Source organism: Chelativorans sp. ZYF759 (assembly GCF_012911015.1).
GTDB lineage: Bacteria > Pseudomonadota > Alphaproteobacteria > Rhizobiales > Rhizobiaceae > ZYF759.
Genome location: NZ_WVVV01000006.1, coordinates 132,723 through 153,808, shown reverse-complemented (window position 1 = coordinate 153,808; position 21,086 = coordinate 132,723). Strand labels below are relative to the sequence as shown.

Below are 21,086 nucleotides of genomic sequence, written 5' to 3'. Positions count from 1 at the left end.
CCCATGGCGCGCGCGACCGCGGCGCTTTAGCATCGCTTGAGGCGGAATCACAAGGATGGTGGCGTCATTGCCGGAGATTTGCGCGGTCGGGCTGATGAGCGGTACGTCGATGGACGGCATCGACATCGCCGTTTTGTGGACGGATGGCCGCGACGCGGTCCGGCGCGGGCCCGGCGGGTTCGCCCCCTATGAGGCAAGCTTCCGGCGCCGCATCGAGGCGTCGCTGGTGGACGCCGCTGCAATCGGCCAGCGGGGCGAACGGCCGGGCGATCTGGGGGGCTTGGAAACCGAGATCACGCGGCGCCATGCGGAGGTGGTGCGCGACTTCCTCACGGACCATCCCGAAATCGAGCCGCAGCTGATCGGCTTTCACGGCCAGACCGTCCTTCACCGGCCAGAACGGGGCGTGACGGTGCAACTCGGCGACGGCGCGCTGTTGGCGCGCGAGACGGGCATCGCCGTGGTTTCGGACATGCGCGCAGCCGACATGGAGCATGGCGGGCAGGGCGCGCCGCTGGCACCGGCCTATCATGCCGCGCTCGCGCGTTCGCTGCCGGAAAGGCTGCGCCGCTTTCCGGTCTGTTTCGTCAATATTGGCGGCATTTCCAACATCACCTTCGTGCCGCGGACGGGCGATCCCGTCGCCTTCGATTCAGGGCCGGGCAATGCGCTGATCGACCAATGGGTCGCACGGGAGGGGGGCGTCCCCTTCGATGCCGATGGCATGATCGCCAGCGAGGGCGGTGTCGTTGAAACGATCGTCGCGCGCTATCTGGACAAGCCGTTCTTTGCCAGGACCGGGCCGAAATCACTCGACCGCAACGACTTCACGCTGGCGGACGCCGAGGGGATGGATCTGGCCGATGGTGCCCGCACCCTGGCGAACGTGTCGGCCGCGGCGATCCTGAAGGCGGCCGAGCACATGCCGGAGCCGCCGAAACTCTGGATTCTCTGCGGGGGCGGGCGCAAGAATCCGCATATCCTGGCCGATCTGCGCGAAGGCGCGGGCGAGGAAGCCGTCATCCTGGCCGAGGATGCGGGGCTCGACGGCGACGCGATGGAAGCCGAGGCCTGGGCCTATCTCGCGGTGCGCGCGAAGGAAGGCCTGCCGCTCTCCTGGCCGACGACCACGGCATGCTCGCGGCCGGTCAGCGGCGGCGTTTATCATCGTCCAGCGGGGGAGAAATGAGCAGCCGAGCCCCTTGCCGGCCTGCCTGCTGTCAGCCCGGCAGCGTGACGATGATGGCACCGTGATGTGTCGCAACGACCGTATGCTCATATTGCACGACAGGTGCCGGCGGATCGCTGTAGAGCGTCCATTCGTCATCGGCGCCCGACGTCGCCCACATGCCGCCGCGCGACAGGAATGGCTCGACGGTCAGCACGAGACCGTTGTGCATCCGTCGCCTGTCGCTCCTGGTCGGCCAGGTCGCGACCTCCTGCGGATATTCGTGCAGCGCCTTGCCGACGCCGTGGCTGGCCAGGTTCCGGATCAGCGTGTAGCCCCGCTTTGCCGCGAACTTGCCGATGGCATTGCCGATGCCGGCGATCGGCTTGTCATGGCCGACCTGCGCGATGCCGATCTCCATCGCGCGTTTCCCGTCACGGCACAGCCGGTCGAGTGACGGCCGCACCGGCCCGACGCCGAACGTGGCCCCGGTATCGGCAAAATAGCCGTTCAGCGACGCAGAAACATCGATGTTGACGAGATCCCCTGCGGCGATCTTGCGCTCGCCGGGGATGCCATGCGCAATCTCTTCATTGACGCTGATACAGGTGGTGCCCGGAAAATCATAGGTCGCCCGGGGCGCCGAGACGGCGCCTTCCCGGTCGAGAAGATCACGACCGATCTCGTCGAGCTCGGCTGTCGTCATGCCAGGCTCCATCGCGGCCGCCATGCTGTGCATGGTGTTGGCGACGATGCGGCCGATCTTTTTAAGACCGTCCAGTTCGTCCTGGTGCGTGACCGTCATCTTGTCCGTCTCGCCAGCTGCGCGCCGATTGGCCTACCGCAGCCTCTTCGGCCGGGCTTCAGCCAGTTCGCCGCGCATGCGGGCGTCGAGATAGTCGGCGCATTCCTCGAGCAGGATGTCGGCGGTGTCGGAGAAGAAGTGATTGGCGCCGGGCAGCGTCTTCTGCGTGATGGTTATGCCCTTCTGCGTGTGCAGCTTGTCGACGAGCACCTGCACGTCCTTGGCTGGTGCCACCTTGTCGGCGTCGCCATGGATAATGAGTCCGGAGGACGGGCAGGGCGCCAGGAAGGAGAAATCATAGGTGTTGGGCTGCGGCGCGATCGAGATGAAGCCCTCGATTTCGGGACGACGCATGAGGAGCTGCATGCCGATCCAGGCGCCGAAGGAATAGCCCGCCACCCAGCAGCTCTTGGAGTCTGGGTGCAGCGACTGCACCCAGTCGAGCGCGGCCGCCGCGTCGGAGAGTTCGCCCGCGCCATGGTCGAACTCGCCCTGGCTGCGCCCGATGCCCCGGAAATTGAAACGCAGCGTGGTGAAATTGCGCTTCTGGAACATGTAGAAGAGGTCGTAGATGATCTTGTTGTTCATCGTGCCCCCGAACTGCGGATGCGGGTGCAGCACGATGGCGATCGGCGCGTTCTTCTCGGTGGAGGGCTGATAACGCCCTTCCAGCCGACCGGCCGGACCTGTGAAAATGACCTCGGGCATGTAAAACTCCAGTTGCGGCCTCGACGGAACGGCACTTGCATCGGCTCGGAGCGGCCGTCCGGGCTTGACGCGGACCGGCCATCTCCATAAAACCTAGTTTAGAATGGTTCAAAACTGAAAGTGCAAGGACGTCCCGTTCGGCAATGCCGGTAGATAGGACGCCAGGCATTGCGATTTCAAGGAAAAAGGCCTTCCGGCCCGGTACTTGATTCGCATTGGGCCGCAACCGCCACCAGAGGGCCTTGGAAGAAGACGATGTCGGGCAGGCGTGTCTATCTCGACCACAATGCGACCGCGCCGCTGGTTCCTGCGGCGCGCGAGGCCATGCTGGCCGCGCTTGAGACCGACGCCAACCCGTCATCCGTCCATGCTGAAGGCCGCAGGGCGCGCGCCCTGGTCGAAAAGGCGAGGCGCTCGGTGGCAGCCCTCTGCGGCGCTCGCCCCGACCACGTGATCTTCACCTCCGGCGCGACGGAAGCCGCGAACATGTTGCTGACGCCCGACTGGACCATGGGCCGCGCGCCGCTGCGTCTGTCGCGGCTTTACGTTTCCGCTTCCGAGCATCCTTGCATTCTCGCGGGTGGGCGTTTCGCCCCCGACCGGGTGACCCGGATACCCGTGGATGCGGAAGGGGTGATCGATCTGGCCGCCCTCGAGGTGGTGCTTGGCCGTCACGACGCCGCCGAGGGTTTGCCCCTGGTTGCGGTGCAGGCTGCCAACAACGAAACCGGCACCCTTCAGCCGATCGCCGGGATTGCCGCCATCGTGAAGGCGGCGGGCGGCATCCTTGTCTGCGACGCCGTTCAGGCTGCTGGACGCATTCCGATCGACATTTCCGTTGGTTATCCCGATTTCCTGATTCTGTCCTCACACAAGATGGGCGGTCCCAAGGGCGCCGGCGCGGTGGTCGGCATGTCGGATCTCGCCATGCCGCGGGCCTTGATCGCGGGCGGCGGCCAGGAGAAGGGTCATCGCGGCGGCACGGAGAATGTGGCGGCCATCGCCGGTTTCGGTGCGGCGGCGGAAGCAGCTCGCATGCAGCTCGACGGCGTGGCACGGATCGCTGCCCTGCGCGACCGTTTCGAGGCTGCCGTGCTCGACATCTGGCCCGCCGCCACCATATACGGGCGAGGCGCGCCGCGCCTTGCCAACACGTCCTATTTCTCGGTTCCCGGTCTCAAGGCCGAAACCGCCCAGATCGCTTTCGACCTGGAGGGCGTTTCGCTGTCGGCCGGCTCCGCCTGTTCCTCCGGCAAGGTCGGCGAATCCCACGTGCTTCAGGCCATGGGACACGGGGGCAAGGGAGGCGCCGTTCGGGTCTCGATCGGGGCCGGAACCGGCGAGGAAGAGCTTTTGAGATTCCGCGAGGCACTGGTCGCCATTGCCTCGCGACAGGCACGTGACCAGCACGCGGCCTGAAATTCGTGCCGCAAGGGTGCATTCGCGCTCCCGGCACACTAGATAATGCGCATGCCGCGCCTGGCGCGGAACATATGCGAATCGACAACGGCCGGGCCTTGAACCCGGCATGGATGGAGAGCGCCGATGCCTGCTGTGCAGGAGACGATCGATCAGGTCCGCAAGATCGATGTGGATCAGTATAAATACGGCTTCGAGTCCCTCATCGAGATGGACAAGGCTCCCAAGGGCCTGAACGAAGACATCATTCGTTTCATCTCGGCCAAGAAGGACGAGCCGGAGTGGATGCTCGAATGGCGCCTGTCGGCCTATCGCCGCTGGCTGACCATGGACGAGCCGGACTGGGCACGCGTCCACTATCCGAAGATCGACTTCAACGATCTCTATTATTACGCCGCGCCCAAGAACCAGTCCGGCCCGAAATCGCTCGACGAGGTCGATCCGGAACTGTTGCGCGTCTACGAGAAGCTCGGCATTCCGCTGCGCGAGCAGGAGATCCTGGCTGGCGTCGAGAAGCCCGTGGCCGAGGATGGCGAAGCCAGCGACAACGTCTATGCATCGGGCCGCGTGGCCGTCGATGCGGTGTTCGATTCGGTCTCCGTCGTGACCACCTTCAAGGAAGAGCTGAAGAAGGCCGGCGTCATCTTCATGTCGTTTTCCGAGGCCGTGCGCGAGCATCCCGAACTGGTGAAGAAATATCTGGGAACGGTGGTGCCGACCTCGGACAATTTCTACGCCACGCTCAACTCCGCGGTCTTCACCGACGGCTCCTTCGTCTACGTGCCGAAGGGCGTGCGCTGTCCGATGGAGCTGTCGACCTATTTCCGCATCAACGAGAAGAACACGGGCCAGTTCGAGCGGACCCTCATCATTGCCGACGAGGGTGCCTATGTCTCCTATCTGGAAGGCTGCACCGCCCCGCAGCGTGACGAGAACCAACTGCACGCCGCCGTGGTCGAGCTGATCGCGCTCGACGATGCCGAGATCAAGTATTCCACCGTCCAGAACTGGTATCCGGGCGACAAGGAAGGCAAGGGCGGCATCTACAATTTCGTCACCAAGCGTGGCGACTGCCGCGGCGATCGCTCCAAGATCTCCTGGACCCAGGTCGAGACCGGCTCGGCGATCACCTGGAAGTACCCGTCCTGCATCCTGCGCGGCGATGACAGCCAGGGCGAGTTCTACTCGATCGCCGTCTCCAACGGTTATCAGCAGATCGACAGCGGCACCAAGATGATCCATCTCGGCAAGAACACGACGAGCCGCATCATCTCCAAGGGCATTTCGGCGGGCAATTCCAACAACACCTATCGCGGCAAGGTCTCGGCCCACCGCAAGGCGGAGAACGCACGCAACTTCACCCAGTGCGACTCGCTGCTGATCGGCAATGATTGCGGCGCCCACACCGTGCCCTACATCGAGGCCAACAACGCAACCGCCAAGTTCGAGCACGAGGCGACCACCTCCAAGATCTCCGAGGATCAGCTTTTCTACGTGATGCAACGCGGCATCCCGGAGGAGGAGGCAATCGCGCTGATCGTCAACGGCTTCGTCAAGGAAGTCATCCAGGAACTACCGATGGAGTTCGCCGTCGAGGCCCAGAAACTCATCGGCATCTCGCTCGAAGGCTCGGTCGGCTGAGCCGCCAGGAACTGGAAAGAAGAAACAATGCTTGAAATCAGAAACCTGCATGCCCGCATCGCCGATGACGGCACCGAGATCATCCGCGGCCTGAACCTGACCGTGAAGGCGGGCGAGGTCGCCGCCATCATGGGGCCGAACGGATCCGGCAAGTCGACGCTCTCCTACGTGCTGGCCGGGCGCGACGATTACGAAGTCACCGAGGGCGAGATCCTCTACAACGGCGAATCCATCCTCGAGATGGATCCGGCCGAGCGCGCCGCCGCCGGCATCTTCCTGGCTTTCCAGTATCCGATGGAAATCCCCGGCGTGGCGACGATGGAGTTCCTCAAGGTCGCCATGAACTCCCAGCGCAAGGCGCGCGGAGAGCCCGAGCTGAAGATCCCCGAATTCATCAAGACCGTGCGTGCCGGCGCGGAATCGCTCGGCATCGACATGGCGATGCTCAAGCGCCCGCTCAATGTCGGCTTCTCCGGCGGCGAGAAGAAGCGCGCCGAGATCCTGCAGATGAAGCTCCTGGAGCCGAAACTCTGCGTGCTCGACGAGACCGATTCCGGCCTCGATATCGACGCGCTGCGAATCGTGGCCGACGGGGTCAACGCGCTGCGCGCCCCCGACCGCGCCATGGTGGTCATCACCCACTACCAGCGCCTGCTGGACTATATCGTGCCCGACACGGTGCATGTGCTGTCGCGCGGCCAGGTGGTGAAGTCCGGCGACAAGACGCTCGCCGCGGAGCTCGAGAAGAGCGGCTATGCCGGCGTGATCGGCGAGGCTGCCTGAGGTGGATGCGATGAACGTTCATGCCACGACAAACCACACGCCGGCCGAACGCGCCCTGATCGACCAGTTCGAGACGAGCCTGCCGGGCCTGCCGGGCGATGCCACGGTGGCGGCCCGCCGGACGCGCGCCTTCGACACGCTGCGCAAGGGCCTGCCGACGCGCAAGGTGGAAGCCTGGCACTACACCGACCTGCGCCGTCTGCTCGCGTCGGTCCCGTCTCCCGACGCGAAGGCCGGGGCTGCTGCGCTTGCCCCCCTGCTCGAAGGATCCACGATCCTGTCGGTAGCGAATGGCAAGGCCGCCCCCCTCGCCGACCACATCGAGGGCGTCGCCCTGACGACGATGCGCGACAGGCTTATGGCCGGCGAGGCGGTTGACGGCTTGCAGCCGGCCACGGCCGACGATGCCGTCGGCGCGCTCAATTCCGCCTTTGTCAGCGATGGCTTCCGGCTGTCGGTTGCCGCCGGTGCCGTGATCGACCGTCCGATCGAGTTCCAGAACCTTCAGGCCGGCGGCCAGTCCCATGCCCGCTTTGCGGTTTCGGTCGGCGCGGGCGCCAGGGCGACGATCGTCGAGCGCCAGACCGGCTCGGGTGAGGCATTGGTGTCGTCGGTCTCCGAGATCGACGTGGGTGACGATGCCGAGATCACCTGGCTGATCGTCCAGGAACAGCCCGATACGGTGACCCAGCTCGGCCAGATCAACGCGACGATCGGCAAGAACGCGAAACTTACCGTCTTCTTCATGAACACCGGCGGCAAGCTGGTGCGCCAGGAGCTGCGCATCGTGGCCGCCGGCGAAGGCTGCGAATTCAAGCTGCGAGGCGTCAACCTCCTGGCCGGCAGCACGCATTGCGACGTCACCATGGTGCTCGATCACGACGCCTATGGCGCGACCTCCACCGAGACCGTGCGCAACGTCATCACCGACCGCGCCCATGGCGTCTTCCAGGGCCAGATCCGGGTCGATCGCGAGGCGCAGAAGACCGACGCCAAGATGGCGTGCAACACGCTGCTTCTTTCGGACGAGGGCCAGTTCTCGACCAAGCCGGAGCTGGAGATCTTCGCCGACGACGTGGCCTGCGGTCATGGCGCTACGGTGACCGAGATCGAGCGCCAGCATCTGTTCTACCTGATGGCGCGCGGCGTGCCGGAGAAGCTAGCCCGCGGCCTGCTCGTCAAGGCCTTCGTCGCCGAGGTGATCGAGGAACTGGACGACGACGCGGTCGTGGAAGCGCTGGTCGCCAAGCTGGACGCATGGTTCGTCGAGCACGGCTGAAGCAGGGAGCGCGGCGATGCCGCTGGCGGATTGATGGATCAGAAAGTCGAAAACAGGCCCTATGATGTCGAGGCGATCCGCCGCGACTTCCCGATCCTTGGCCGCGAGGTCTACGGAAAGCCGCTGGTCTATCTCGACAATGCCGCGTCTGCCCAGAAGCCCCAGGCGGTGATCGACGCGATCACGCACGCCTATGGCCATGAATATGCCAACGTCCATCGCGGCCTGCATTTCCTGTCCAATGCGGCAACCGATTCCTACGAGAAGGCGCGCGAGAAGGTGCGCGGCTTCCTCAACGCCGAAAGTGTCGACGAGATCGTCTTCACCAAGTCGGCGACCGAGGCGATCAACACGGTGGCCTATGGCTGGGGCATGCCGAACATCGGCGAGGGCGACGAGATCGTGCTGTCCATCATGGAGCACCATTCCAACATCGTGCCCTGGCATTTCATCCGCGAGCGGCAGGGCGCCAAGCTGGTCTGGGTGCCGGTCGACGAGGATGGCGCCTTCCACATCGAGGAGTTCGAGAAGCGCCTGACAGAGCGCACCAAGCTCGTCGCCATCACCCACATGTCGAATGCGCTCGGCACAGTGGTGCCGATCAGGCAGATCGTCGAGATCGCCCATGCGCGCGGCATCAGGGTTCTGGTCGACGGCAGCCAGGGTGCGGTCCATCTGCCCGTCGACGTGCGCGACCTCGGCTGCGACTTCTACGTCTGCACCGGCCACAAGCTCTACGGCCCGTCCGGTATCGGCGTGCTGTACGGCCGTAAGGAGGCGCTGGAGGCGATGCGCCCCTTCCAGGGCGGCGGCGAGATGATCGAGGAAGTGAGCGAGGAAAACGTCACCTACAACCATCCCCCGCATCGTTTCGAGGCCGGCACGCCGCCAATCGTCCAGGCGATCGGCCTGGGTGCCGCCATCGACTATATCGAAAGTGTCGGGCGCGAGGCGATCGCCGCCCATGAGGCGGAACTCGGCGCCTATGCCGAGGAACGCCTGTCGCGCATCAATTCGCTGCGCATCTTCGGCACGGCCCCCGGCAAGGGCGCCATCGTCTCCTTCGAGCTTCAGGGCATCCACGCCCATGACGTCTCGATGGTGATCGACCGCTCCGGCGTAGCGGTGCGGGCGGGCACCCATTGCGCCCAGCCGCTTTTGAAGCGTTTCGGCGTGACCTCGACATGCCGCGCCTCCTTCGCCATGTACAACACGAAGGCCGAGGTGGATGCCCTGGCCGAGGCGCTTGAGAAGGCGCGGACATTTTTCGGGTGAATGCTATGACAGACACGACCGACAACACCCCCGCCAGCGACGGCCCCCAGGGCCCGGCCTCCGCCATTCCGCAGGAGGAACTGGCCCGGCTGACCGACGACATCGTCTCGGCATTGAAGACGGTGTACGATCCCGAGATTCCGGCCGACATCTACGAACTCGGCCTGATCTACAAGATCGACATCGAAGATGACCGCTCCGTCAAGATCGACATGACGCTCACCGCGCCGGGCTGCCCCGTGGCCGGCGAGATGCCGGGCTGGGTGCAGAACGCCGTCAGCACGGTGGAGGGCGTGTCCGACGTCGAGGTCAACATGACCTTCGATCCGCCCTGGACCCCCGACCGTATGTCGGAGGAAGCTCAGGTCGCGGTGGGCTGGTACTGATGCGAAACGGCCGGCTCGCTTGCGCCGCCCGGCCGAGGACCTATATTCGCGACGCCAGCGAAAACCGGAAATGCCAGTGCTGAAACAGCCCGAAATCCATCCCCAGGACTATCGCGATGCGATGGCGAAGTTCGCGGGCGCCGTTCATGTCGTGACCACGGATGGTCCCGCCGGCCGCCGCGGCGTGACCGTGATTGCCGCCTGCTCGGTCTCCGACGACCCGCCGACCATCCTGGTGTGCCTCAACCGCATCAAGACCGAAAACGATGTCTTCGCCGAAAACGGCGTTTTCGCGCTCAACACCCTGGCCGAAGGCCATGTCGAGATCGGCAATGCCTTTTCAGGCCTCACAGGCCTGTCGCAGGACGATCGTTTCGCGGCCGCGCACTGGGACACGATCGCGTCGGGCGCGCCCACGCTCACCAATGCGCTGAGCGTGCTCGACTGCCGCATCGTCGAGACCAACGACATGGCCACGCATCGCATCCACTTCGGGCGGGTGATCGGCGTGCGCATCAACCCGGACCAGCGTCCGTTGATATATCACGATCGCGGCTACAAGCTGCTTTGAGCGGGAGGGGCCCGGACATGAACGCAACGCCGCCGCGCCCGCTGCCCCAGTCCATCGACGCCACACTGGCTCTGCTCTCGGATGCGGGCTATGTCGCCGATAGGGCGCTTGCGACCGTGCTTTTCCTCAGCCTGCGCATGCAGCGCCCGCTTTTCCTCGAAGGCGAGGCAGGCGTCGGCAAGACCGAGATCGCCAAGGTTCTCGCCAATACGCTCGGGCGAAGGCTCATCCGCCTGCAATGTTACGAGGGCCTCGACGTCTCCTCCGCCGTCTATGAATGGAACTATGCCGCCCAGATGATCGAAATCCGCATGGAAGAGGCGGCAGGCAACGTCGACCGCTCCCAGATGGAGAAGAACGTCTTTTCCGAGAAATATCTGATCCGGCGCCCCGTCATGGAGGCGCTGACGGGCAAGCAGGGCGCGGCCCCCGTCTTCCTCATCGACGAGCTCGACCGCACCGACGAGGCCTTCGAGGCGTTTCTTCTGGAGATTCTGTCCGACTTCCAGGTTACCGTGCCTGAACTGGGCACGATCAAGGCCGAGGAGCCGCCCATCGTCATCATCACCACCAACCGCACTCGTGAGATCCACGACGCGCTTAAGCGGCGCTGCCTCTATCACTGGGTTGATTATCCCGACGCGGAGCGCGAGCTGGAAATCGTGCGCCGCAAGGTGCCGCGCGCCAACGAGCTTCTGTCGGCCGAGATCGTGCGTTTCGTCCAGAAGCTGCGCGAGATCGAGCTTTTCAAGGTGCCGGGCGTGGCAGAGACCATCGACTGGGCCGGCGCGCTCACCGAACTCGACAAGGTCGCGCTCGACCCTGAAACGGTCTCCGACACGATCGGCGTGCTCCTGAAATATCAGGACGACATCGCCCGTATCGAAAGCGGCGAGGGGAGGCGTATCCTCGACGAGGTCAAGGCCGAACTCGCCACGGCCCCGTAGAGCCGGTCCGTGGAGGCCACGCCCGACAGCGCTGAGCCGCATGGCCGCCTTGCCGACAACATCGTCTATTTCGCACGCACGCTGCGCAAGGCCGGCATGCGGGTCGGACCCGCCGCTGTCACCGACGCCATCGGGGCGGTGCTGGCCGCTGGCATCGGCACGCGCGAGGATTTCTACTGGACGCTCCACTGCGTGCTCGTCACCCGCCGCGAGGACCACGCCACCTTCGACGAGGCCTTCCGCCTCTTCTGGCGCTCGCGCGAACTGATCGAGAAGATGCTGGCCATGTTCTCGCCCGTCGCCCCCGACACACGCGAGCGCCAGAAGCCGCGCGCCGCCGAATCCCGCGTCGCCGATGCGCTGTTTGAAGGTCACCGCAGGAACCAGCGCGTCGAGGAGATGCCGGAATTCGAAATCGATGCGCGCTTTACCACCTCCGGTCGCGAGATCCTGCGCGAAAAGGATTTCGCGCAGATGAGTGCGGCCGAGATGGCGCAGGCGCGCCGCGCCATCGCCGCCATGCGGCTGCCCTTCGACCAGGTGGCGACGCGCCGCTTCCGGTCGGATCCGCACGGCCGGCGCGCCGATCCCCGCGCCACCATGCGTTCAGCCTTCCGCACCGGCGGCCAGCTCATCCTGCCGAAATTCCGCTCAGCGAGGCTGCGCCAGCCACCGGTCGTGGTGCTTGCCGATATTTCCGGCTCGATGAGCCAGTACACGCGCATCTTCCTGCATTTCATGCATGCGCTGATGGAAAGCCGCCGCCAGGTCCATGTCTTCGTCTTCGGCACCCGCCTCACCAATCTGACGCGCCAGATGCGCCACCGCGACCCCGACGAGGCGCTGGCCAACGTGTCGGGCGCGGTCCAGGACTGGTCCGGCGGCACCCGCATCGGCGAGGTGCTCGGCGAGTTCAACCGGCGCTGGTCGCGACGTGTGCTGGGGCAGGGCGCGTCCGTCATCCTGATCACCGACGGGCTGGAGCGCAGCGATGTCGAGGGTCTGGAACACGAGATGGAGCGCCTGCACAAATCCTGCCGTCGCCTGGTCTGGCTCAATCCGCTTCTGCGCTTCGACGGGTTCGAGCCGCGCGCCCGCGGCGTGCGCGCCATGCTGCCGCATGTCGACGAGTTCCGTCCCGCCCATAATCTCGAGGCGCTTTCTGATCTCGTGCGTTCGCTGTCGGCCGGCTCGGGCCGGGCCGAGACCGACCCGCGCCGCTGGCTGACCCTTGGCAAGGACCGGGTGGCGTGACCATATTGAAGCCGGGAGAACCATCATGGAAACAGCCGCGACCGGCAATGACATCCGCGATCCGCTGACCCTTGCCGAGTCCTGGCATGGCGAAGGGCGCAAGGTCGCACTGGCGACCGTCGTCGAGACCTGGGGCTCGGCCCCGCGCCCGGTCGGCAGCCATCTGGTGATCGATGCCGAGGGAAATTTTGACGGCTCCGTCTCCGGCGGCTGCGTGGAAGGCGCCGTCGTCACCGAAGCGCTGGATGTCATCGAGAGCGGCACGCCGCGCATGCTCGAATTCGGCGTGGCCGATGAGACGGCCTGGCAGGTCGGCCTGTCCTGCGGCGGCCGCATCAGGGTCTATGTCGAGCGGCTCGGCTGATGGACGCGCATCTCCTTGCCGAACTGAACCGGGAGCGGCGGGCCCGACATGCCGTGATCCTGGCCACCGATCTGAACAGCGGCGCCTCCCGGCTCATCCGCGAAGGTGAGCCGCTTTCCGGCGAACTGTCCGAAGCCGTCCTTAAGGCCTTCCGCTCCGGCAAGTCAGGTCAGGTCGAGGCTGACGGCAGGACCCTTTTCCTCAACGTCCATCTGCCGCCCGCCCGTCTGGTCGTCATCGGCGCCGTCCATATCAGCCAGGCGCTGGCGCCTATGGCGGCCATCGCCGATTTCGACCTGGAGATCATCGACCCGCGCACGGCTTTCGCCACGCCGGAGCGTTTCGGCGCCGCCACGCTGCACGCCGAATGGCCCGAAGACGTGCTCAAGCGCAGACCGCTCGACGCCTGGACCGCGCTCGCCGCCGTCACGCATGATCCCAAGATCGACGACTATCCGCTCCAGGCAGCACTCGAGGCCGGCTGCTTTTATGTCGGCGCACTCGGAAGTCGAAAAACCCATGCCAAGAGACTGGAAAGGTTGGCGGAAAATGGTGTTGACCGCGCGAAACTGGAGCGCATTCACGCGCCGATAGGCCTGCCCATTGGGGCCGCCAGCCCAGCCGAAATCGCGGTGGCGACGCTGGCCCAGATCATCGCCGCCCTGCGCAGTCGTGACGGCGCCGCGGCGCCGGGCCGGGAAGGCGCGACATGAAGTTCGGCCCCGTCTCCACGCGCGACGCCGAAGGCGCCATCCTGGCCCATGGCGTGCGTGCCGGCGATCTGCGTCTTCCCAAGGCCCACCGCGTCAAAGCGGCCGATGTCGCCGCATTGGAGGCGGCAGGCATCCATGAGATCATCGCCGCGCGTCTGGAAGCGGGCGACCTTTCCGAAGACGAGGCGGCCGCGCGGCTGGCCGCAGCACTCGATTGCCCCGGTGTGCGGATCGGCGAGGCCGCCACCGGCCGCGTCAACATCCATGCCGCACAGGCCGGGCTGTTCCGGGTCAATGCCCAGCTGATCGACGCCTTCAACCTGATTGATCCCGCCATCACCATCGCCACTCTGGCCGACTTCGCGCCGGTGGAGCAGGACGCCTTGGTGGCGACGGTCAAGATCATTCCTTTCGGTGTCGCCGCCGCGCTGGTGGCGGAAGCCGAGAAGGTCGCGTCCGCCGACGAGGCGTTTTCGGTCGCGCCCTTCAAGGCCCACCGCATCGGCCTCATCCAGAGCACGCTGCAAGGCACGAAGGCCAGCGTCCTCGACAAGACGGCAAGGCTGACCGCGCAGCGTCTTGCCCGGTCAGGCAGCCATGTCGTGAACGAAATGCGCGTGAATCACGATGCGAAGACGATCGCGCAGGCCATTGAAAAAATGAGGGAAAAAGTCGATCTGATCGTCGTATTCGGAGCGTCCGCCGTCAGCGACGACCAGGACGCGATCCCCGAAGCGATCAGGCTGGCGGGCGGTCGCGTGGAACGCACCGGCATGCCGGTCGACCCCGGCAATCTGCTGGTCCTCGGCGAGGTCGGGAGCATGGGCGTGATCGGCGCGCCGGGCTGCGCACGCAGCCCCAAGGTCAACGGCTTCGACTGGGTGCTCGACCGGCTGATGGCCGGCATGCACGTCACCTCCGCTGCCATCGCTGCGATGGGCGTGGGCGGGCTCCTGATGGAAATCCCGACCCGTCCCCGGCCGCGCGAACGTGCGGCCGACACACAGGGCGGCCCCCTTTGGGGCCTGCTGATGGCGGCCGGCCGTTCGACCCGCATGGGCGGGCCCAACAAGTTGCTGGCCCCTCTGCAGGGCGCGCCGCTCGTGCGCCTTGCGGCCGAGGCGATGGTGGCCGCCCCGCTTGCCGGCACGCTCTGCGTGGTCGGTCATCAGGCCGACGAGGTTCGTCGGGCGCTCGAAGGCCTCGATCTGGAGTTCGTGGAGAACCCCGACTATGCCGCCGGCCTGTCGACCTCGCTCAAGGCCGGCATCGGCGCCGTGCCAAAGCATGCGGCCGGCGTGCTGATCTGCCTGGGCGACATGCCTTCCGTCACCTCGTCCGACCTCGGGCGCCTGGTCGAGGCGTTTCGCGCGGCGGGCGGCACCTCCGTCGTGCGCGCCACCCACGGCGGCAAGCGCGGCAACCCGGTCCTGCTGCCGGCGTCACTCTTTCCCGCCATCGCCACGATCGATGGCGACACCGGCGCGCGCCACATCGTCGAGGCGGGCGCGGCACCGGTTGTGGAGGTGGAGATCGGCGCCGCCGCCAGCCTCGACATCGACACGCCGAACGACCTCGCAAAACTGGACGCGGCGCTGCGCTGAGCAGGGGACAACCTCCGACCGCCCGGTTTCATTCGGTCCACTTTTGTTCTATTTTGCGGTGAAACCTTCAATTTCTGATCGCACGAGTGTGGAGAAGCGTCATGGCGGGCAGCGTCAACAAGGTCATTCTGGTCGGCAATCTGGGCGCCGATCCCGAGGTGCGTCGCCTGCCCAGCGGCGATCCCGTCGTCAACATGCGCATTGCCACGTCCGAGACCTGGCGCGACCGCCAGTCCGGCGAGCGCAAGGAGCGCACGGAGTGGCACAATGTGGCGATCTTCAACGACCAGCTCGCCAAGGTGGCCGAGCAATATCTGAAGAAGGGCGCCAAGGTCTATCTCGAGGGCCAGTTGCAGACCCGCAAGTGGCAGGATCAGTCCGGCCAGGACCGCTACACGACCGAGGTCGTGCTGCAGAAGTTCCGCGGTGAATTGCAGATGCTCGACTCGCGCGGGCAGGGCGGCGGCGGCGATTATGAGTCGGACCGTGGCGGCAGCGATCGCGGCGGCTCCGATTTCGGCCAGTCGCGCCCCGGCAATGATCGCGGCGGCATGGGCGGCGGTGGCGGCGGCGGTCGCGACATGGACGACGAAATCCCGTTCTGAGTCGACGCCGGGCCTTCACGACTAAAAAAACAGTCTAGCGACGGCGCGGTCTCATGGCCGCGCCGTTTTTGCGTCGGCCCTGGCTGCCGCGTGCGGTCTGGCAGGCCGGGCCCACTGCCGCTGGGTTAACCTTAACCTCAGACAGGGGGCCAGCCTGCATTGACGACGAGAACAAAACACGAAAATATAGGGAACATAAACAGATCAATGGAGGTTCCCATGCTTGGATTTGTTCGTGATGTCGTATCCCTTCTCGCCATGGGCGGATTTCTCACCTGCGCCAGCCTGTGGATCACGCTGATCTGACAGGCGCCACCAGGCCATCGTCCCCCCGTGCCATGCATTGCAGGGCGCCGCTCCGCATCTTTCCCGTGGGCGCCGCCGCCAAGGGCTGCATCCGGGCTGGACCTTGCTTGCCGCCTCGGGCTTGATGTATTGCGGGCGTGGCGACTCGGCGCGCGTGCCCGCCCGCCTTCATCAATGGCGCCCGCGCGACAGGCAGGAGACGCATGGCCAGACAGACCGGCGAGGACCTTTACCCGGCTCCCATCGTGGACCAGTCGGCTCGTCCCGGCATAGCCGCGCGGCTTCTCATCTTTATCCTGGCGCTGGCGGGTGCGGCGATCGTCTTCACGCTCTTCCGCGAACGGCTTGGCGAGAGTTTCCTGCTCGGCCTTCTGGGCGTGCTGGCGATGATCGGCATCGGCTATCTCTTTGCCTCGACCATCGGCTTTATCCGCATCGCCCAGCGCACCGGCGCGGACGACCTTTCGCGCGCCTTTCTCGACACGACGGGGCAGGGCGTTCTCGTCACCGACCAGAAGGGCCGCATCGTCTACGCCAACAAGGCCTATGCCGAGATGACCGGCGCGACCGGTCCGGCCGACCTGAAGACGGTGGAGAACCTTCTTTCCGACAGCGTCGAGGCCTCCGAGACCGTCATGCGGCTGTCGGCTGGCCTGCGCGACGGCCGCCCCGGCGATGGCGAGTTCCGACTCACCCAGTCGCTGGGCGCGACCTACGACAAGGGCGCGCGCTGGTACCGCATCCGTGCCCGCACCTTCCGTGCGCCTGGCTACCGCACGCTCCTGTCGGCCTGGCAGATCGCCGACATCTCCGACGAGCGCGCCGAGCAGGAACGTTTCTTTCTCGACCTGCAGCAGGCGATCGACCATCTCGACCATGCGCCGGCGGGCTTCTTCGCCGCCGATGCGGCCGGCCGTGTCACCTATGTGAACGCGACGCTTGCCGAATGGCTGGGCATCGACCTCGCCGGCTTCCGCCCTGGCGACGTAACGCTGCCGCAGATCACCGCCGGCAACGGCATGGCGCTGCTCAATTCCGTCAAGGCCGATCCCGGCACCACCCGCAACGCCGTCATCGATCTCGACATGACGACCTTGTCGGGCGAAATACGTCCCGTGCGCTTCCTGCACCGCGTCTCGGCCACCCGCGAGGGCATGCCGGGGGCGACCCGCACGATCGTGGTCAACCGTGGCGAGGGCGAGGGGTCGTCCTCCGACAACAGCGCCGCCGAGATCCGCTTCACGCGCTTCTTCAACTCGACCCCGATGGCGATTGCCGGCATCGACGACGAAGGCCGAATCCTGCGGACCAACGCACCCTTCCTGTCGCTGTTTGCGCGCGTCGTTGACCGCGATTCGGTAGACCGCCGGGTGCGTCTGGAGACCGTGCTGCACGAGCGCGACCGGGCCGAATTCGCCGCCGCTCTCGAGCGCGCCCGCCACCAGCAGGCCGACATCGCGCCGATCGATTCCGTCCTGCCGGGCGACGAGGAGCGTCACGTGCGTTATTATGTCAACGCGGTGGCAGACGGCGGCAGCGGCGCGGAGGCCGAGGAGGCGGCGATTGTCTATGCCGTCGACATCACCGAGCAGAAGGCGCTCGAGGCCCAGATGGCCCAGAGCCAGAAGATGCAGGCGGTCGGCCAGCTCGCCGGTGGCATCGCGCATGATTTCAACAACGTGCTGACCGCCATCATAATGGCCTCCGATCTGCTTCTGACCAACCACCGCCCGTCGGACCCGTCCTTCCCCGACATCATGAACATCAAGCAGAACGCCAACCGCGCCGCGTCGCTGGTGCGCCAGCTGCTCGCCTTCTCGCGCAAGCAGACGCTCCGGCCCGAGGTCCTGAACCTCACCGATGTGCTGGCCGATCTGCGCATGCTGCTCGCCCGTCTGGTCGGCAACGAGATCACGCTCAGTGTCGAGCACGGCCGCGACCTGTGGCCCGTCAAGGCCGATATCGGCCAGTTCGAGCAGGTCATCGTCAACATCGCCGTCAACGCCCGCGACGCCATGCCGAAGGGTGGCGAACTCACCATGCGCACGCGCAATGTCGAGGCCGACGCATGCGCCTCCTTCGGCCAGCGCGAACTGCCCGAGGCCGATTACGTGCTAGTCGAGATATCCGACACCGGCACGGGCATCGCGCCCGACGTGCTGGCCAAGATTTTCGAGCCGTTCTTCACCACCAAGGATGTCGGCAAGGGAACCGGCCTCGGCCTGTCCATGGTCTACGGCATCATCAAGCAGACGGGCGGCTACATCTTCTGCGAATCAGACCTAGGCCAGGGCACCATCTTCCGCATCTTCCTGCCTCGCCATGTGGCGAGCCAGGCCGAGATCGAGACGGAGGCAGCCCTCGAGGCCTCCGGCAAGGGGCCGGGTGCGCCCGAGCCCGCGCGCGATCTCTCCGGCTCGGCCACGGTGCTGCTCGTCGAGGACGAGGATGCCGTGCGGCTGGGCGGCGTGCGTGCGCTGGCCTCGCGCGGCTACACCGTTCACGAGGCGTCTTCCGGCGTCGAGGCGCTGGAAATCTTCGAGGAGCTTCAGGGCAAGGTCGACATTGTCGTCTCCGACGTCGTCATGCCCGAGATGGACGGCCCGACGCTGCTGTCGGAACTGCGCAAGGCCCAGCCCGACATCAAGTTCATCTTCGTGTCGGGTTATGCCGAGGATGCGTTCGCCAAGAACCTGCCCGAGGATGCCCAGTTCGGGTTCCTGCCAAAACCCTTCACGCTCAAGCAGCTGGCCACCGTGGTCAAGGAAATGCTGGAAAAATAGCTGCGCGGAAACGGGCGTTCGATCGGCCAATGGTTAAAATCCGCGCCGTTTCCCTAACGGCACATCCATCCGTCCGTGTCATTTTCCGATCGTCACACGCGATTGGAAGACGACAACAAAAATGGAACTGTCTGCACTGACCATCACGGGCGCGCGGCCCATGCGCGCCTCTTTGGAGATGTCGGACGGCGCCGGATCGGGGGATCTGCGCGCCGCCTGGCTGACCCGCCTCCCATCGGTGGGCCCGGGTGCCATCTCGGAGGCCTACCGCTCCTTCCGCGCCCAGGAGGGCGCGGAAACCGCGTCCCTGCCGCCGCCGGCTCTGGCCGTCGCCCCGCCGCTTGTCCAGCCCCCCGCGACCGGCCAGCCGCCGGTCCTGACCGGCACCCTGCCGGCCGCCTTTGCCGCCTATGGCGAGACCATGGCGGAGTAGGCGATCGGCAACACCTTCTCCCCTTGGGGGAGAAGGTGGCGCGAACGGCCGGACCAGGGGGCAGCGCTAGGCGGCTGCCGCGCGTCGACAATGGCGGGCGGCGGGCGCTTTGCCGTGCTCGCCTGCCATCTGTCATTCCCATCCCGTTTTCGCCGCAATTCGTGTTAAAGGGATTTTCCTGAAGGGCCCACGAGGAGAGGGAATCAAACATGCGTACCAAGATCATGGCCGTTGCGGCCGCTGCCATCCTGGCTGCCGGCTGCACGTCCGACCCGTTCACGGGCGAACAGCGGATGTCCAACACGGCCGCTGGCGTCGGCATCGGTGCCGGCCTCGGCGCGCTGGCGGGCCTGGCGGTGGGCGGTAGCCCGCGTGCGCAGCGCAACGCCGTGCTGATCGGCGCCGGCGTCGGCGCGCTGACCGGCGGCGTCGTCGGCAACTACATGGATCAGCAGGAAGCCCAGCTGCGCAACGAGCTGCGCGATACCGGCGTCTCGGTCACGCGGCGCGGCGACGAGATCATCCTCAACATGCCATCGGCCGTCACCTTCGACACCGACCGTGCCGAACTGAGGGCCGAGTTCTTCCCGGTCCTGAATTCGGTCGCCCGCGTGCTCAGCCGTTACGACCAGACGCTGATCGACGTGGAAGGCCATACCGACTCCACCGGTAGCCGCGGCCACAACCAGGATCTGTCGGAGCGCCGCGCGCTGTCGGTCGCGCGTTACCTTGGCGCGCAGGGCATCGACCAGCGCCGCTTCTCGGTGCGCGGCTTCGCCGATACCGAGCCGGCCGCCACCAACGCCACGCCCGAAGGCCGCGCCCAGAACCGTCGTGTCGAGATCTACCTGGTCCCGATCACAAGAGGGTGAGGAGCGGTCGGCCGAAGGCCAAGCGATCGACAACGATTTGTCGATCGCAGCGACGAACGCCCGGAGCCATAGCGGAGGGCCGGCGGCAGCCGGTTCGCGCAGCGAATTCGTCGTGCCAGTGGCACGACGAAAGGTTGCGAACGCCGGGGAGGTGCCGGAGGCAGCGGGCCCCGGCCTCCTCCCCTTGCGGGGCCCGCGGGGCGCGGCGAGGCACGCGGATCGGCGCGCCAGCGCCGAGCGGATGAAGGATCTTTGAAACCTTAAAGCGCCCGCGCGATCCTTGCCGCAAGCCGCGCGTTGTTCTTCACCAGCGCGATGTTGGTGGCCAGGCTGCGCCCGCCAGTCAGCTCCACGATCCGCGCCAGCAGGAACGGCGTCACCGCCTTGCCGGTCACGCCCTGCCGTGTCGCCTCCTCCTGCGCCGCCGCGATGAAGCCCGCCATCTCGTCGGCCGGGATCTCTTCGTTTTCCGGCACCGGGTTGGCCACCAGCATGCCGCCGGCAATACCCATGTCCCCACGCGTCTTGTGGAAGCGGGCGATGGCCTCCGCCGTGTCGAGGCGCAGCGGCGCGGGATGGCGCGAGGCGCGCGACCAGAAGGCCGGCATGACGTCGCTGCCGAACGTCACCACCGGCACGCCGCGCGTTTCCAGGACTTCCAGCGTCTTCTCGATGTCGAGGATCGCCTTGGCGCCGGCCGACACCACGATGACGGCCGTGCGAGCCAGCTCGTCGAGATCGGCCGAGATGTCGAAGCTCGTTTCCGCGCCCTTGTGCACGCCGCCGATGCCGCCGGTAGCGAAGACGGAGATGCCGGCCATCTGTGCGCCGATCATGGTGGCGGCCACCGTCGTGCCGCCGCTGCGGCGTTCCGAGATGGCGAAGGCCAGATCGGCGCGCGACAGCTTCAGCGCGCCCTGCGTCTGCGCCAACTCACGGCGTTCTTCGTCCGACAGCCCGACCCGCAGCCGCCCGTCGATGACGGCGATGGTGGCGGGCACCGCGCCCTCTTCGCGGATGACGCTCTCGACGGCTTGCGCCATCGCGTCGTTGTCGGGCCACGGCATGCCATGGGTGATGATCGTGCTTTCTAGCGCCACGACCGGCCTGCCGGCCGACAGCGCTTCGGCGACTTCGGGATGGATGTCGAGCAGGGGATGCGTGTTCATC

At 66.1% G+C, this 21,086-nt stretch carries 20 protein-coding genes; 17 read left to right on the top strand and 3 right to left on the bottom strand.

Translation table 11 applies throughout. The features are described from left to right. The first annotated feature begins 55 nt into the window (after positions 1–55). Positions 56–1,189, top strand: a complete 1,134-nt coding sequence (locus tag GRZ55_RS11940; protein ID WP_246734698.1) for an anhydro-N-acetylmuramic acid kinase — start codon at positions 56–58, stop codon at positions 1,187–1,189. 31 nt (positions 1,190–1,220) lie between these two features. Here the strand turns inward: GRZ55_RS11940 and map are convergent, their stop codons facing one another. Next, positions 1,221–1,973 carry a type I methionyl aminopeptidase gene (gene map / locus GRZ55_RS11935; RefSeq protein ID WP_169287157.1) on the bottom strand — a complete coding sequence of 251 codons (753 nt, stop codon included), beginning with the start codon at positions 1,971–1,973 and terminating at the stop codon, positions 1,221–1,223. Positions 1,974–2,006: 33 nt separating this feature from the next. Next, the gene (locus GRZ55_RS11930) at positions 2,007–2,681 is read right to left on the bottom strand and encodes an alpha/beta hydrolase (protein WP_169287156.1); all 675 of its coding nucleotides are present in this window, start codon (positions 2,679–2,681) and stop codon (positions 2,007–2,009) included. Positions 2,682–2,936: 255 nt separating this feature from the next. On the opposite strand from GRZ55_RS11930, the gene GRZ55_RS11925 reads away from it, so the two are divergent. The 16 genes from GRZ55_RS11925 (at position 2,937) to GRZ55_RS11850 (ending at position 19,916) form a co-directional block, all read left to right on the top strand. Continuing rightward, positions 2,937–4,100, top strand: a complete 1,164-nt coding sequence (locus GRZ55_RS11925) for a cysteine desulfurase family protein (protein WP_169287155.1) — start codon at positions 2,937–2,939, stop codon at positions 4,098–4,100. A gap of 126 nt (positions 4,101–4,226) precedes the next feature. Further along, positions 4,227–5,741, top strand: coding sequence for a Fe-S cluster assembly protein SufB (sufB, locus tag GRZ55_RS11920; RefSeq protein WP_169287154.1), 1,515 nt, complete (start codon positions 4,227–4,229; stop codon positions 5,739–5,741). A gap of 27 nt (positions 5,742–5,768) precedes the next feature. Continuing rightward, the gene (sufC, locus tag GRZ55_RS11915) at positions 5,769–6,524 is read left to right on the top strand and encodes a Fe-S cluster assembly ATPase SufC (protein ID WP_169287153.1); all 756 of its coding nucleotides are present in this window, start codon (positions 5,769–5,771) and stop codon (positions 6,522–6,524) included. 10 nt (positions 6,525–6,534) lie between these two features. Next, entirely contained in the window at positions 6,535–7,803 is a 1,269-nt protein-coding gene (gene sufD / locus GRZ55_RS11910) for a Fe-S cluster assembly protein SufD (protein WP_169287152.1), read from the top strand. A gap of 33 nt (positions 7,804–7,836) precedes the next feature. Continuing rightward, positions 7,837–9,078, top strand: a complete 1,242-nt coding sequence (locus tag GRZ55_RS11905; protein ID WP_169287151.1) for a cysteine desulfurase — start codon at positions 7,837–7,839, stop codon at positions 9,076–9,078. A gap of 5 nt (positions 9,079–9,083) precedes the next feature. After that, positions 9,084–9,464 carry an SUF system Fe-S cluster assembly protein gene (locus tag GRZ55_RS11900; RefSeq protein ID WP_169287150.1) on the top strand — a complete coding sequence of 127 codons (381 nt, stop codon included), beginning with the start codon at positions 9,084–9,086 and terminating at the stop codon, positions 9,462–9,464. Between the two features lie 76 nt (positions 9,465–9,540). Beyond that, a complete protein-coding gene (locus GRZ55_RS11895; protein WP_169287149.1) occupies positions 9,541–10,035 on the top strand; it encodes a flavin reductase in 495 nt (164 codons plus the stop codon). Positions 10,036–10,052: 17 nt separating this feature from the next. Further along, positions 10,053–10,982 (top strand): MoxR family ATPase, encoded by a 930-nt coding sequence (locus GRZ55_RS11890; protein WP_169287148.1) that lies wholly within the window; start codon positions 10,053–10,055, stop codon positions 10,980–10,982. Between the two features lie 9 nt (positions 10,983–10,991). Next, positions 10,992–12,236: a VWA domain-containing protein gene (locus GRZ55_RS11885; protein WP_368856610.1), complete on the top strand. Its 1,245-nt coding sequence runs from the start codon at positions 10,992–10,994 to the stop codon at positions 12,234–12,236. Between the two features lie 25 nt (positions 12,237–12,261). Continuing rightward, positions 12,262–12,600, top strand: coding sequence for an XdhC family protein (locus GRZ55_RS11880; RefSeq protein WP_169287147.1), 339 nt, complete (start codon positions 12,262–12,264; stop codon positions 12,598–12,600). Then, complete coding sequence (locus tag GRZ55_RS11875; RefSeq protein ID WP_169287146.1) at positions 12,600–13,313, top strand: XdhC family protein; 714 nt, start codon at positions 12,600–12,602, stop codon at positions 13,311–13,313. The genes GRZ55_RS11880 and GRZ55_RS11875 overlap by 1 nt, the downstream gene beginning before the upstream one ends. Next, entirely contained in the window at positions 13,310–14,917 is a 1,608-nt protein-coding gene (locus GRZ55_RS11870; RefSeq protein WP_169287145.1) for an NTP transferase domain-containing protein, read from the top strand. Before GRZ55_RS11875 ends, GRZ55_RS11870 begins: the two co-directional genes overlap by 4 nt. A gap of 101 nt (positions 14,918–15,018) precedes the next feature. Next, positions 15,019–15,522: a single-stranded DNA-binding protein gene (gene ssb, locus GRZ55_RS11865; RefSeq protein WP_169287144.1), complete on the top strand. Its 504-nt coding sequence runs from the start codon at positions 15,019–15,021 to the stop codon at positions 15,520–15,522. Between the two features lie 509 nt (positions 15,523–16,031). After that, positions 16,032–18,611 carry a cell cycle histidine kinase CckA gene (gene cckA / locus GRZ55_RS11860; protein ID WP_169287143.1) on the top strand — a complete coding sequence of 860 codons (2,580 nt, stop codon included), beginning with the start codon at positions 16,032–16,034 and terminating at the stop codon, positions 18,609–18,611. Between the two features lie 121 nt (positions 18,612–18,732). Then, complete coding sequence (locus GRZ55_RS11855; protein WP_169287142.1) at positions 18,733–19,044, top strand: hypothetical protein; 312 nt, start codon at positions 18,733–18,735, stop codon at positions 19,042–19,044. A 209-nt stretch (positions 19,045–19,253) separates the two neighbouring features. Continuing rightward, a complete protein-coding gene (locus GRZ55_RS11850) occupies positions 19,254–19,916 on the top strand; it encodes an OmpA family protein (RefSeq protein ID WP_169287141.1) in 663 nt (220 codons plus the stop codon). 260 nt (positions 19,917–20,176) lie between these two features. Here GRZ55_RS11850 and GRZ55_RS11845 read toward each other — a convergent pair whose 3' ends face one another. Then, positions 20,177–21,085, bottom strand: coding sequence for a pseudouridine-5'-phosphate glycosidase (locus tag GRZ55_RS11845; protein ID WP_169287140.1), 909 nt, complete (start codon positions 21,083–21,085; stop codon positions 20,177–20,179). Position 21,086: the final 1 nt, after the last annotated feature.